Source organism: Egibacteraceae bacterium (genome assembly GCA_035540635.1).
In the GTDB taxonomy this organism is placed as follows: domain Bacteria; phylum Actinomycetota; class Nitriliruptoria; order Euzebyales; family Egibacteraceae; genus DATLGH01.
Map to the genome: position 1 here is coordinate 20667 of DATLGH010000024.1, position 13894 is coordinate 34560.

Here is a 13894-nt window from a genome sequence, read left to right on the forward strand (position 1 = left end):
ATGTCACCCGAGAGGGCCGAACTGGCCCTCGGTCGGCTCCGCTCAGCAGAACCAGGGTTCGGTGAGCCGCGGCCTGCCCTCGGTCGAGCCGACGGCCACCGCGGGGGGAGGTGGCTGACCGGCTGCCCGGCGCACCGCGGCGTGCACCTTCAGAAACGTCGCGCCGGCGGGCTCGCCGGAAGCCGCCCCCGCCTCGGCGAGCGCCGCGAGCTCGGCCTGGAGCGCGTCGGTGGCCGGGTCCAGCGGCGTCCAGGCGTAGGTGAGACGCTCGGCGTCGTAGGGGCCCAGGTGCGGCGCGAGCTCCGGACGGTCGAGCAGCAGGGATCCCTCGGGCACCAGCAGCCGGATCGCGTACTGCACGGGGTCGACGTTGGCGATGAGGTCGTGGGCGATGACGAAGTCAACGATGTCGCCCACGTCGTCGACCCGCGTCCAGGGCGTGAACGGCAGGAACGACGGCCGCAGCTCGATGCCGTGGCGGCGGAGCAGATGCACCGCCTCGGCGGCCTCGGCGGCGGTGTGGCCCTTGTCGAGCAGGGCGAGGATGCGGTCGTTCAGCAGCTCGACCGCGCAGACGACGAACAGGCAGCCCGCAGCCGCCATCTGCGCCCAGATCTCCGCGCGGTCGAGAACGTGCTCGACCTTCACCGTGCAGTCGAACGTCACCCCGGGATGGCGCGTGTGGAGTCGCCGCACGATCCTCAGCGCGTGCGCCGGTCCGTTCAGGAAGTCGGGGTCGGCGAACGTGATGTGGCGCGCTCCCGCGGCGACGAGGCCGTCGATGTCGGCGGCGACGACCTGCTCGTCGACCACCCGGAACGTCCCCCCGTACACGGTCGGCACCGGGCAGTGCCGGCAGGTGTGCTTGCAGCCGTGCGTCGCCTCCACCGCGCCGACCAGCCGCCGCTCCCCGTCCACGGCGAGGCGCGCGTAGTGCTCGAGCGGCGGGAGCAGGTCACGGGCGGGCGGCCGGAACGCGCCACGTCCCCGGCCGAGGTGCACGACCGGCTGGCGGGCGAGGCCGCCCGCCCACGCGACGAGCGCCGGCTCGTACTCGCCTGCGAGCAGCTGGTCGGCCAGCCGGCCGACGGTGACGTTCCGGCCGACCGGCGCGTAGAGGCCGTAGAAGCACACGGGGACCGCGGGACGCGCACGACGGACCCGCTCCGCGGCGCGCACCGCGAGGCGCATCGCCGTGTGCATCGGCACGCTGAACGCGATCGCGTCAGCGGACGCCACCGTCGCGTCGTCCCAGGGCTGCACGGACAGGTCGAGGCACGCGACGTCGTGGCCGGCCGCCCGCAGGGCCGCGGCGGGCGACGCGAGGTGGACGGGTTGATGGCCCATCTCGTAGGTGGCGATCAGCAGGACGCGCATCATGGCCACCCTAACCCGCCGCCGCGACGGTGTTGGGGCCGCCGGGCCCGACTCTAGGCGATCTCCACCTCCAGGCGCTCCTCGGCCGCGCGCAGCGCCCGCTCGACATCCTCGGGGGTCTCGCCCCGGGCGAACACGAACCCGAGGTAGCGGTCGCCCTCGGGCAGTGGCCGCACCGGGCGCCCGGGGTTGACGGTCATCTGCACCCCCGCGACGCCGGGAACCGCGCGGGCGGCGTCCTGCCCGTGCACCCCGACGAGGGTGCCCGCCCGTGGGATCGGGAGCATGAGCACCCCCGCGGCGTCGAAGGCGGCGGCCAGGGCGTCGAGTGGCAGGCCGAGGGCGTGGCGCAGGATCACCTCCTCGAGCGACAGCCCCAGGCCGAACCGCAGCGTCCGCGAGCACAGGCCGCCGATGGAGCGGGCGGCGAGCTCGAGCATCCCCACGGTCCCTTCCGGGGTGACGCGCAGCTCGGCATGGACGGGGCCCTCGCGCAGGCCGATGGCCGCAGCCGCGTCCGCCACTGTTGCGGTGACGGCCGCCTGCACCCCTTGGGGCAGGCGCGACGGCGTGACGAGCAGCGTCTCTTCGAACGTGGGCCCCTCCATCGGGTCGGGTTTGTCGAACACCGCGAGGACGTCGAGCGCCCCGTCCCGCAGCAGGCCCTCGACGGCGACCTCGCCACCCGCCAGGTAGCCCTCGACGAGCAGGGTGGGCGGGGCCGCGCCGTCGGCGGCGAGCATCGCGCGGATGCGCGCGCCCGCTGCGGCTGCCGCGGCGGGGTCGTCGGCGCGCAGGACCCCCCGGCTCGCCGACAGCGACACCGGCTTGACGACGCACGGCAGACCGACCTCGCGGGCCAGCGCGGCGACGTCGTCATCCGGCGAGGCGACCCGGAACACCGGCTGCGGCACGCCCGCCCGGGCCAGCGCCTGGCGGAGAACGGCCTTGTCGCGGGTGGCAGCCACGGCGGCGGGCGGGTTGTGCGCAAGGCCGAGCCGCTGGCCGGCCAGCGCGGCGACGAGCACGCCCTGGTCGTCCACGGCCACGACGGCGTCGAACGGCGTTCGCTCGGCCGCGGCCACGATCGTCTCGGCGGCCGCCTCCGGCCGGCGCAGGTCGACGCGGAGGGCGCGCTCGCCCATGAGCCCGGCGAGGGCCTGCCGGCGCTCGCAGGCCACGACGACCTCCACGCCGAGGGCCGCGGCCCCGGCGAGGAAGTCGGGCGCCCGGTACGTCGCGGTCGGCAGCAGGAGCAGGACCCGAGCCATGCACGCTAGGGTAGAGGGCGATCCCCGCGACCGAGGAGCGCACCCAATGAGCGAGCACGAACCGGTCCTCACCGTGACCGATGCCGCCCGTGAGAAGGCGCTGTTGTTCCGCTCGCGAGACGCCAACGCCGACAGGCTCGCCCTCTGGCTCGAGGTCACCGGCGTCCAGGGCGGCAAGTACCAGTACAACATGTACCTGCAGTTCCTCGACCGGGCGGCGCCGGGTGACGTGGTCCAGCACCACGACGACCTTGCGGTGGTCATCCCGGAGGGCAGCGTCGACGCGCTGCGGGGGGCGACCCTCGACCGCACGGGCGACCTCGAGACCGGCGGCATCTTCGTCGACAACCCGAACAGCCCGAGCCCGGCCATCGGCTCCCGCCCGCCGGCGGACCTGTCCGGCGACGTGCCCCAGCGCGTCATCCAGGTGCTCGACCAGCAGATCAACCCGTCCATCGCCGCGCACGGCGGCCGGGCGGAGCTCGTGGCCGTGGAGGACGACACCGCCTACCTGCGCCTGTCCGGCGGGTGCCAGGGCTGTGGGATGGCGTCGGTGACGCTCGGGCAGGGAATCGAGGTCGCGCTGCGTGAAGCGGTTCCCGAGATCGCGAAGGTCGTCGACGTCACCGACCATGCTGCGGGGACGAACCCCTACTTCGAGTCCGCCAAGAAGTAGCGTCGAGTGCCCGGGTCGCCGGCCTCTCGAGCGGCGGGCTCTTCAGGCTCCGATGGACACGACGACGTTCTCGCTCCGTACCGGCCGGGCGTTCAGCTGCACGGACCTCACCGACCGGATCGACGGATGGCTCGCCGGCAGGGGCGACGGCCTCTGCAACGTCTTCGCACCCCACGCGACCGCCGGGATCGCACTGATGGAGACGGGGTCGGGGACGGAGGCCGACCTCGAGACGGTCGTCGACCGCCTCCTGCCGCGTGACGACGGTGTCTGGGTGCATCGTCACGGCAGCCCCGGTCACGGCGCGGACCACGTCCTGCCGGCGCTCGTGTCGTCCTCGATGACCGTGCCGGTGCTCGGGGGGCGTCTGGCCCTCGGCACCTGGCAGTCAGTGGTCCTCGTCGATCCGAACAGGGACAACGCCGAGCGGACCGTCCGCCTGTCGTTCCTCGGCGGATAGCCGCGGGGTCACGGGCGCGACAGCCAGTAACCGACGCAGGTCACGACACCGAGCACGACCGCCACACCACCGCCGACGGCGAAGTTGTTCCACAGCGTCGAGCCGGTGTCGTGCGCGAGCCACGCCCACCAGGCGGTGCACACGGCGCCCCCGACGAGCGCGAGAACGGCCGCGAGGAGGACGAAGGCGCGCTGCGTCCGGGCGGCGGAGGAGGAGACGGCCACCGCACTGTGTGCGCTGCGGGGGCGGGCAGGCGCGGGCGCGGCGGCCCGCGTCGTGCGCACCTGCAACGCCGCGTCCTCCTGGTAGACGTCCTGGAGGTGGTCGGGGATGAACAGGGGGGTGTCGATCGATGGGTCAGGTTGCATGGGTCTGTCCTCTCTGGCTTCAAGAACCCCGTATGGGCGCGCGTGGGCCCTCATGAGATGGGGTTCGGTGAGAAGCGGCGGTGGCTTGACTCGTCCTTCCGGACGGCCCGGCCTCTATAGCCGCGCACCCGGAATGTTCGCCCGGCCAACGCTGTTGACCGGGACAACCGCAGTCACGCACCGTTTTCGAGGAGCATCCGTGCCAGCGCTCAGCGTCGACAACCTCGTGACCCTCCCGAGGGTCCCGCCCACCGACCCGGCGGCCGACCGGCCGCGTCGGGTTCTCGCGGTCACCACCGCCCCCACCGGCTACGAGGGTGAGGGGTTCCCGGTCCGCCGGGCGTTCGCCGGCGTCGACCTGCGCGGCCTCGACCCGTTCATCCACATGGACCAGATCGGCGAGGTCGAGTACGCGCCTGGCGAGCCGAAGGGCACCGCCTGGCACCCCCACCGCGGGTTCGAGACGGTCACCTACATCATCGACGGGCAGATCGCCCACCAGGACTCGCAGGGCGGTGGGGGGCTCATCGCCGACGGCGACACCCAGTGGATGACCGCCGGTGAGGGCATCCTCCACATCGAGGCCCCACCGGAGCAGCTCGTCATGAGCGGGGGGCTGTTCCACGGCTTCCAGCTGTGGGTGAACCTGCCGGCGGAACGCAAGCTCGTCGCTCCCCGCTACCAGGACATCCGCGCGACCAAGGTCGGTCTGCTCGCGTCCGCGGACGGCGCGGCGCTCCTGCGCGTCATCGCCGGTGAGGTCGCCGGGCAGCACGGCCCGGGCGTCACCCACACCCCCATAGCCGTCGTCCACGCCACCCTGCACCCGGGGGCGACGCTCACGCTGCCGTGGCGGCGGGACTTCAACGCCCTCGTCTACACGCTGGCGGGCCAGGGCACCGCAGGAGCCGAGCGTCGGCCACTGCGCACGGGCCAGCTCGCGGTCTACGGCCCCGGCGACACCATCGTGCTCGCCGCGGACGAGAGGCAGGAGTCACGCAGCCCGGCGATGGACGTCATCATCCTCGGTGGCCGCCCCATCCGTGAGCCGGTCGTCGCCTACGGCCCGTTCGTGATGAACACGAAGGCCGAGGTCCTCCAGGCGTTCGCGGATTTCCAGGCCGGGCGCTTCGGGAGGATCCCCCCGTCCCACACCGCCGGGCGCGGCGACGTCCCCTCAGGCTCCTGACGCCCGGGCGGAGTCGGGGAACGGCAGGTTCGCGTAGCCGTCGAGGGCGTCGGGGTTCGCGAGTGCGTCACGGTTGTCGACCCGCTCGCCGGCGACGACCCGGGCCACCGCCTTCTCGACCTTCTTCCCGCTGAACGTGTAGGGGACGTCGGGGACGGCGAACACGTGCGCGGGAACGTGACGGGGGCTCGTCGCCTCACGGATCGCCACGCGGATGCGGTCGGTGAGCGCCTCGTCGAGCGTCACCCCCGAGGCGGGCACGACGCAGAGGACGACCTCGACGTCGCCATCGACCGGGCGGCCGAAGACCACCGCGTCGGCCACCTCCGGCACGGCCGCGAGCGACCGGTAGATCTCCGCTGTGCCGATGCGCACGCCGCCCGGGTTCAGCGTCGTGTCGCTGCGCCCGTAGATCACCACACCGCCCTCGGGGCGGATCTCGATGAAGTCGCCGTGCGTCCACACCCCCGGGTGCGCAGCGAAGTACGCCTCGTGGTAGCGCGTGCCGTCCGGGTCGTCCCAGAACCCGACCGGCATCGAAGGGAACGGACGCGTGCACACCAGCTCGCCCTTCTCGCCGATCACCGGCCTGCCCGCGGCGTCCCACGCCTGGACGGCCATGCCGAGGCTGCGGGCCTGCAGCTCGCCGCGGCGCACCGGCAGCGTCGGCGCCCCGCCGGCGAAGCAGCCGATGAGGTCGGTCCCGCCGGACACCGAGGCGAGCGGGACGTCGTCGCGGACGTTGGCGTAGACCCAGTCGAACTGCTCGGGCGTCAGCGGCGAGCCCGTGGACAGCACCATGCGCAGGCGGGAGAGGTCCGCGAGGTCGGCGGGGCGGGCGCCCGCCCGCTCGTTCGCGGCGACGAACTTCGGGCTCGTGCCGAAGTGCGTGACGCCGGCTCGCTCCGCCAGGCGCCAGAGGGCACCGATGTCGGGGTGGGCGGGGCCGCCGTCGTAGAGGACGATGGTGGCCTCGCTGGCCAGCGCGGACACCAGCCAGTTCCACATCATCCAGCCGGTCGTGGTGAACCAGAACACGACGTCGCCCGGCCGCACATCGCTTGCGAGGCGGTGCTCCGCGAGATGCTTCACCAGCGTCCCCGCGGCGCCGTGCACGATGCTCTTCGGCGCCCCCGTCGTTCCCGACGTGTAGAGGATGTAGACGGGATGGTCGGGTGGAAGGGCGACGAACGCGGGCTCCGTGGCGCCGCCCGCGAGGAGCTGCTCGTACGTCGTCACGGGGTGCGGCCCGACGTCGATGCCGACGCCGGCGAAGTCCACCGTCACCACGTGCGCGACGGCGTCGATGGCCGAGAGCACGCCGCCGACCTTGCCGGCCAGCTCGTGGAGCCGGCCGTTGTAGCGGTAGCCATCCGCGACGGCGAGGACCTTCGGGCGGATCTGCCCGAAGCGGTCGACGACCCCCATCGGGCCGAAGTCGGGGGAGCACGACGACCAGATCCCACCGAGGGAGATGGTGGCGAGCGCGAGCACGACCGTCGCCACGCCGTTCGGTAGGAAGCCGGCGACCCGGTCGCCGGGGCCGACGCCGAGGCCGGCGAGACCCTGCTGGGCTGCGGCGACCCGCCGCCGCAGCTGCCCCCACGTCACCGTCTCGTCCTCGCGGCCCTCGGCGGCGGCGAGGATGGCAGGGCGCTCGTCGGCGCGACGCAGGAGGTTCTCCGCGAAGTTCAGGCGAGCCCCGGGGAACCAGGCGGTTCCTGGCATGCGGACCTCGCCCATGACGCGGTCGTAACCGCGTGAGGCGCGCACGCCCCCGTCCCGCCAGACCGCTCCCCAGAACGCCTCGGGCTCGTCGACCGACCACTGCCACAGCTCGTGGTAGCCGGCGTCGCGGCCGAGGACATCCCGCGTGAAGCGGTGCAGCAGGGTCTGCTCGACCTGGCCGGGCGTGGGCCGCCAGAGGATCGCGCTCATGGCACCGATGGTAGGGACACCCCGGGCGTGGCGGTGTGCGAGGCTGAAGGTTGTGAGCGATCTGGACGTGGCGGCCGACGCGCTGCCGCCGCTGCTGCGGCGCATCGGGCAGCGGCTCGAGCCACGGCGCGCCGAGCTGGTCGCGGCGCTGGCGCGGGCGGCCTACCGGCGTGGCCTGCCCGCGCGAACCGTCGAGCGCGACGCCGACCTGCTCGTCGACCGCCTGGAGGCCGGCCTCGACTTCCTCGACGGCCGCGCGCCGGGGGCCCTGTCGCTGCGGGTCACCAACCCCGACGGGGGGCGCACGGTGGTCGAGGTGAACGTGGAGGACGTCCCGTTCCTGCTGTCGACGATCAGCGAGGAGCTCGCCCACCGTGGCCTGGAGCCGGTCGATGTCGTGCACCCCATCGTCGGCGTCGAGCGCGACGAGGCCGGCACCGTCACGGCCGTGGGTCCCGCCCGTGACGCGGGCAACCGGGAGTCGTGGATCCGTGTCGAGGTGCACCGCGGGCTTCCCGACGCCGAGCTCGGCGAGCTCGCACGGGGGCTGCGGGCGCTCCTCGAGGACACCCTTCGGGCGACGCGGGACCACCCGGCGATGCGGGCCCAGGTGGACGAGGCGGCGTTCGCCACCCGCGCGAGCGCCGGGTCCCGCTACACCGCCGAGGAGGTCGACGAGACGATCGCCCTGCTCGACTGGCTCCTCGACGACCACTTCGTGCTGCTCGGCGCGCGGGAGTACGACCTCGTCGAGGCCGGCGGTCAGCCCGCGGTGGTGACCCGCGCCGGCTCAGGCCTCGGGATCCTCGCCGACGAGGGGTCGTCGCGCTTCGCGGTGCCCGTCGCGCTGGCGGGGGCCCCGCCCGAGGTGAGGGCGCGGCTGGAGGGCGGCGACCTCCTCGTCGTCACCCGCACCGACCACGTCAGCACCGTGCACCGGCGGGAGCGGATGATTGGGGTCGGGGTGAAGAAGGTCAGCGGGGAGGGCGCGCTCGCAGGCGAGTACCGCTTCCTCGGCTTGTTCGCGCAGAAGGCCTTCGGCGAGGCGCCGAGCAGCCTTCCCGTCCTCCGGCGCAAGCTCCGCACGATCATCGAGTGGGAGGACATCGTCGAGCACTCCTACGAGGAGCGCGCCCTGCGCAGCCTCTTCGAGGCCATGCCGAAGCACGAGCTGTTCCAGGCGGACGTCGCACAGCTGCACGCCAACCTCATGGAGCTGCTCGACGCGCAGAGCCGCCAGGACGTGCGGCTGCTGTGCCGTATCGACCGGGCAAGCGCCTCGGTGCTCGTCATCCTGCCGCGGGACCGGTTCAGCGCGAGGATCCGCAAGCGCATCCAGCGGCTACTGAGCGACGCGTTCGGGGCCACGGCCATCGACTACCACCTGTCGATCACCGAAAGCGACCAGGCGCTGCTGCACTTCCTCGTCCACACCGACGGGTCCCCCCCGGCGGTCGCCGTCGACGAGCTCGAGGGGGAGGTCCTCGAGGTGACCCGCAGCTGGGAGGACGACCTCGCGGCGGCCCTCGAGCGGGTCCACGGCGCCGAGCGTGGCCGGCGCCTGTCGGCCGCGTACGCCGGGGTGTTCCCCCCCGGCTACACCGACATCAACCCCGTCACCGAGGCGGTCGCCGACATCGCCGAGCTCGAGCGGCTCACCGACGTGCGGATGGCGCTGCGCGAGGCGCCCGCCGGAGCGGGGGACCGCACCCTGCGCTTCCTGCTCTACAAGTCGGGCGGCGGCGTGGAGCTCTCGACGTTCCTGCCGATCCTCGAGAGCCTGGGCCTGACCGTCGTCGAGGAGGTCCCTCACCGGATCGCCACCCGCCACGCCGGCGAGGTCACCCTTCACGACTTCGGCGTGCGGGCCGGCGCGGGCGTGGCCGTGGACCCCGACCGGGACGGGGCCCGGCTGGCCGACGCGGCCGGCGCGGTGTGGGACGGGCGGGCCGAGGCGGACTCGCTCAACCGGCTCGTGCTCCACGCCGGCCTGTCGTGGGACGACGTCGCGGTGCTCCGCGCCTACCGCCGCTACCGGAGGCAGGTCGGCACGACGTTCACCGAGGCCTACCAGTCCGACGCGCTCGTCGCCCATCCCGAGGTGGCACGTGCGCTCGTGGAGCTGTTCGCCGCGCGCTTCGAACCGGACCTCGGAAGCAGCCCGCACCTCGCCGACGAGGCACGCGCGCGGGTGCTCGCGGGCTGCGACGCCGTGGAGCGGCTCGACTTCGACCGCATCCTGCGCGACTACCTCGGCATGGTCGAGGCCACCCTGCGCACGAACCGCTACCGGCCCGACCGCACGTGCCTCGCGCTGAAGGTGGACAGCGCCATGGTGGCCGGCATGCCGAAGCCGGTGCCCGCCGCGGAGGTCTTCGTGTACGACCCCGGCATGGAGGGGGTGCACCTGCGGGGCGGCCCGGTCGCCCGGGGAGGCATCCGCTGGAGCGACCGGCAGGAGGACGTGCGGACCGAGGTCCTCGGCCTCATGAAGGCGCAGATGGTGAAGAACGCGGTGATCGTGCCCACGGGCGCGAAGGGGGGCTTCGTGCTGAAGCGGCCGCCGGCGGAGGCCGCTGGGGTGAAGCCGGAGGTGCACCGCCTGTACGGCCATTTCATACGCGGACTGCTCGACGTCACCGACAACATCGTCGCGGGCGAGTGCGTCGCGCCCACGGCCGTCCGCCGCCACGACGGCGACGACCCCTACCTCGTCGTCGCGGCAGACCGTGGGACCGCGACCTTCTCCGACACCGCGAACGCGATCAGCGCCGAGTACGGCTTCTGGCTCGGCGACGCGTTCGCGTCCGGCGGCTCGACCGGGTACGACCACAAGGCGATGGGCATCACCGCGCGGGGTGCGTGGCTGGCCGTGCAGCGCCACTTCCGCGAGCTCGACATCGACGTGCAGAGCGAGCCCGTGACCGTCGTCGGCATCGGCGACATGTCCGGCGACGTCTTCGGCAACGGCCTGCTGCAGAGCGCGGCGGTGCGGCTCGTCGCCGCCTTCGACCATCGCCACGTCTTCCTCGACCCGGACCCCGACCCTGCGGCCAGCTACCGCGAACGGCGGCGCTTGTTCGCCCTCGCGGGCTCGTCGTGGGCCGACTACGACACCTCGGTGATCAGCCGTGGCGGTGGCGTGTGGTCGCGTGAGACGAAGTCGGTGCCGCTGTCCGAGGAGGTCCGCCGGCTGCTGCGGGTCGACGAACCGGCCCTCAGCCCTCCCGAGCTCATCCGGGCGCTGCTCACCGCACCGGTGGACCTGCTGTTCGCCGGGGGGATCGGGACGTTCGTGAAGTCGTCGCGAGAGAGCCACGCCGACGTCGGGGACCGGGCCAACGACGCGGTCCGCGTGGACGCCGACGTCCTCGGCGCGCGCGTGGTCGGCGAGGGCGGCAACCTTGCGCTCACGCAGCGGGCCCGCATCGCGTACGCGCGCCGGGGAGGGCGCTGCAACACCGACGCCATCGACAACGCGGGCGGGGTCGCGACGTCCGACCGCGAGGTCAACCTCAAGATCCTGCTCGGGACGGCCGTCGAGCGCGCCCGCCTGCCACCCGGGGAGCGCGACCGCCTCCTCGCCGCGATGACCGACGAGGTCGCCGCCGGGGTCCTCCGCGACGTCGACCTGCAGACCTGGGCCGTCAGCCGCGAGGTGGCCACCAGCCAGCAGGCCATGGCCGCCTACGAGCACCTCATGACCGAGCTCGCCGAGGAGGAGACCGACGGCCGGCGACCGGGGCGCCTGGATCGGGCGGTGGAGGCGCTGCCGTCGAGCGGTGAGATGGAGCGCCGGCGCAAGGCGGGGGCCGGCCTCACACGCCCGGAGCTCGCGGTCCTGCTCGCCTACGCGAAGATCGACCTCGCCGGCCGGCTCCTCGCCTCGGACCTGCCGGACTGGCCGCCGCTCGCGCCGGCGCTCGTCGGGTACTTCCCCACGCAGGTCGCCGAGCGCCTGCCCGACCTCGTCGGCGACCATCGGCTGCGCCGCGAGCTCGTCGCCACCGTCGTGGCGAGCGAGATCGTGAACCGCATGGGCATCACCTACGTCAGCCGGACCCGCCACGAGCGGGGTTGCGCGGCGCACGAGGTGGCTGCGGCGTTCTGGGCGGCACGCGAGGTGGCCGGCGCGGACGCGCACTGGCGCGGCGTCGACGAGCTCGACGCCGCGGTGGCCCCCGCACTGCAGCTCGAGCTGGCCGCCGAGGCCGGCGGGCTCGTCGACGCGCTCACCCGCCGCTACCTCGGTCAGGCGGACCTTCCCGCGCTTGCCGACGCGGTCGCCCGTGACCGTGCGGCCTTCCTCGAGCTCGCAGGGGGCGCCGTGCAGCTCGGGTCACCCACGCGCCGTGCCGCCCTGCGTCGACGGGTCGACCGCTACGCCGACCTCGGCGTCGACGAGGGGCTCGCCAGCCGGATCGTGACCGCATCCCAGCTCACGTTCGTGCCCGACGTCGCCGCGGTCGCGCGCGACAGCGGCCGGTCGGTGCTCGAGGTGGCCGAGGTCTTCCTCGCCGTGTCCGAGCTCCTGCCCCTCGAGGTGCTCCACGCCCGGCTGCGCGACCTCCCGGTGGAGACGCACTGGGAGCGCTGGCAGGCCCGGGGCCTCACCGACGAGCTGCGCGACCTCCGTATGCTCGCCGCTGACCGGGCCCTGCGCGAAGCGCCCGGGACCGGTGCGCCGGGCAGCGTCAGGCGGCTGCTGGCCGCACGCGGCCCGGCGCGCGCACGCGTCGACGACATCCTCGCGCGCCTCCGGCGCGAACCCGAGGCAGGACTCGACGGGGTGGCGGTGGCCGTCCGGGCCCTTCGCGAGCTCCTCGCCTGACCCGGCCCGCGCGTCAGCGCGTCAGCGCTGGTCCATGGGCACGTAGTCGCGCTCGCTCGGACCGGTGTAGATCTGACGTGGCCGGTTGATCCGGGTGTCGGGGTCCTTCGTCATCTCCCGCCACTGAGCGATCCAACCCGGGACCCGCCCGATGGCGAACATCACCGGGAACATGTTGAGCGGCAGGCCCATCGCCCGGTAGATCAGCCCCGAGTAGAAGTCGACGTTGGGATAGAGCTTGCGCTCGACGAAGTAGTCGTCGGACAGGGCGGTCTCCTCGAGCGTGCGGGCGATCTCGAAGAGCGGGTCGTCACCCACGAGCTTCGCGATGACGCGATCGGCGGTCGCTTTGATGATCTTGGCCCGGGGGTCGTAGTTCTTGTAGACCCGGTGGCCGAACCCCGGCAGACGGAAGGGGTCGTCGCGGTCCTTGGCCCGACGGATGAACGTGTCGACGTCGTCGTCGGAGGCCTGGATGGCGAGCAGCGTCTCGACGACGTCCTGGTTCGCGCCCCCGTGGAGGGGCCCCCACAGGGCGGTGATGCCCGCGGAGATGGAGCCGAACAGGTTGAGGTGGCTCGACCCGACCATCCGCACCGTGGAGGCGGAGCAGTTCTGCTCGTGGTCGGCATGGAGGATGAACAGTAGGGTGAGCGCCCGGGCGACCTCCGGGTCGACCTGGTAGGGCTCGGCCGGCACGGCGAACATCATGTGGAGGAAGTTCTCGGCGAAGCCGAGGTCGTTGCTCGGGTAGATGTAGGGCATGCCGATCGAGGTCTTGTACGCCCACGCCGCGACGGTCGGCAGCTTGGCCATCAGGCGGTAGATCGAGATCTCGACGTCCTGCGGGTTCGAGGGGTTGTAGTGGTCCTGGTAGAACGTCGACAGCGCACAGACGGCGGAGGCGAGGATCGCCATCGGGTGAGCGTCCGTGGGGAAGGCGTCGAAGAAGCGACGCATGTCCTCGCGGAGGAGGGTGTGGCGGGTGATGTTCGTGCTGAAGGCGTCGAGCTGTTCCCGCTTCGGCAGCTCGCCGTAGATGAGGAGGTAGGCGGTCTCGAGGAACGTGGAGTGCTGCGCCATCTGCTCGAGCGGATAGCCGCGGTAGCGCAGGATCCCCGCCTCGCCGTCGATGTAGGTGATCGAGCTCTTGACCGACCCCGTGTTGGCGTAGGCGGGGTCGTACGTGATGTAGCGGGTGCTGGCACGGAGCTTGGTGATGTCGAAGGCGCGCTCGTCTTCGGTCCCCACGATCAGCGGGGCCTCGTACGTCTGGCCGTCAAGCTCGATGCGTGCGTGATCGCTCATGACCCATCCTCGAGGCTCGCCGACTGGTGCCACGAGCCTACCCGCCGACCTCCCGGCTCTCCCCTCGTGGGGGGTCGCCCGTGATCGAACCGGCGGGCGGTCAGGCCGCGCCCTGCCGGCGGAGCAGCTCCCGCGCAGCTTCCTCCGACAGGACGCCGTTCGTGAAGCGGCAGATGCTCGCCACAGCCTCGTCGGTCGTGACGAGGCCCGCCCCGATCGCGTCGCGGAGCTTCGCGACGTGCTCGGCGAGGCCCTCCTCGTCTATCGGCTTGGCCGCCCCGCCCCCCACCGCGCAGGCCGGCGCCTCGTCGCGGGCGGCGGTGCGGGGGTCGAGGGGTGCTCGCCCTGGCGGGCGTCGTGGATGGACTTGGCCACCAGCACCACGATGACGATGATGATGGTGAGCAAGATGAAACCCGGCATGACGGTTGCTCCTCCTCGCACTGCACGACGCCTGCGGGTTGTACCCCGGGCTC

At 73.1% G+C, this 13894-nt stretch carries 11 protein-coding genes; 4 read left to right on the plus strand and 7 right to left on the minus strand.

From position 1 onward, the window contains the following. Positions 1 to 42: 42 nt before the first annotated feature. Positions 43 to 1377 carry a CUAEP/CCAEP-tail radical SAM protein gene (locus VM324_04545; protein ID HVL98543.1) on the minus strand — a complete coding sequence of 445 codons (1335 nt, stop codon included), beginning with the start codon at positions 1375 to 1377 and terminating at the stop codon, positions 43 to 45. Between the two features lie 53 nt (positions 1378 to 1430). Then, complete coding sequence (locus VM324_04550) at positions 1431 to 2648, minus strand: ATP-grasp domain-containing protein (GenBank protein ID HVL98544.1); 1218 nt, start codon at positions 2646 to 2648, stop codon at positions 1431 to 1433. A 46-nt stretch (positions 2649 to 2694) separates the two neighbouring features. On the opposite strand from VM324_04550, the gene VM324_04555 reads away from it, so the two are divergent. Together VM324_04555 and VM324_04560 are read left to right on the plus strand one after the other, a co-directional pair. Beyond that, positions 2695 to 3324, plus strand: coding sequence for a NifU family protein (locus tag VM324_04555; GenBank protein HVL98545.1), 630 nt, complete (start codon positions 2695 to 2697; stop codon positions 3322 to 3324). A 52-nt stretch (positions 3325 to 3376) separates the two neighbouring features. After that, positions 3377 to 3784, plus strand: coding sequence for a secondary thiamine-phosphate synthase enzyme YjbQ (locus tag VM324_04560; GenBank protein HVL98546.1), 408 nt, complete (start codon positions 3377 to 3379; stop codon positions 3782 to 3784). An 8-nt stretch (positions 3785 to 3792) separates the two neighbouring features. Here VM324_04560 and VM324_04565 read toward each other — a convergent pair whose 3' ends face one another. Then, a complete protein-coding gene (locus tag VM324_04565) occupies positions 3793 to 4152 on the minus strand; it encodes a hypothetical protein (protein HVL98547.1) in 360 nt (119 codons plus the stop codon). 199 nt (positions 4153 to 4351) lie between these two features. Here VM324_04565 and VM324_04570 point away from each other — a divergent pair, with 199 nt between their 5' ends. After that, on the plus strand, positions 4352 to 5341 hold the full coding sequence (locus VM324_04570; protein ID HVL98548.1) for a pirin family protein: 990 nt from the start codon (positions 4352 to 4354) through the stop codon (positions 5339 to 5341). On the opposite strand, the gene VM324_04575 is transcribed toward VM324_04570, so the two are convergent. Further along, positions 5330 to 7279: an acetoacetate--CoA ligase gene (locus VM324_04575; GenBank protein ID HVL98549.1), complete on the minus strand. Its 1950-nt coding sequence runs from the start codon at positions 7277 to 7279 to the stop codon at positions 5330 to 5332. The two genes, VM324_04570 and VM324_04575, sit on opposite strands and share 12 nt — an antisense overlap. Before the next feature lie 52 nt (positions 7280 to 7331). Between VM324_04575 and VM324_04580 the strand changes: the two genes are divergently transcribed. After that, positions 7332 to 12110 carry an NAD-glutamate dehydrogenase gene (locus VM324_04580; protein HVL98550.1) on the plus strand — a complete coding sequence of 1593 codons (4779 nt, stop codon included), beginning with the start codon at positions 7332 to 7334 and terminating at the stop codon, positions 12108 to 12110. A gap of 21 nt (positions 12111 to 12131) precedes the next feature. On the opposite strand, the gene VM324_04585 is transcribed toward VM324_04580, so the two are convergent. From VM324_04585 to VM324_04595, 3 genes are all read right to left on the minus strand, one after another. Then, a complete protein-coding gene (locus VM324_04585; protein ID HVL98551.1) occupies positions 12132 to 13418 on the minus strand; it encodes a citrate synthase in 1287 nt (428 codons plus the stop codon). A 100-nt stretch (positions 13419 to 13518) separates the two neighbouring features. Beyond that, entirely contained in the window at positions 13519 to 13707 is a 189-nt protein-coding gene (locus VM324_04590; GenBank protein HVL98552.1) for a hypothetical protein, read from the minus strand. Further along, a complete protein-coding gene (locus VM324_04595; GenBank protein HVL98553.1) occupies positions 13680 to 13841 on the minus strand; it encodes a hypothetical protein in 162 nt (53 codons plus the stop codon). The genes VM324_04590 and VM324_04595 overlap by 28 nt, the downstream gene beginning before the upstream one ends. Positions 13842 to 13894 lie beyond the last annotated feature (53 nt).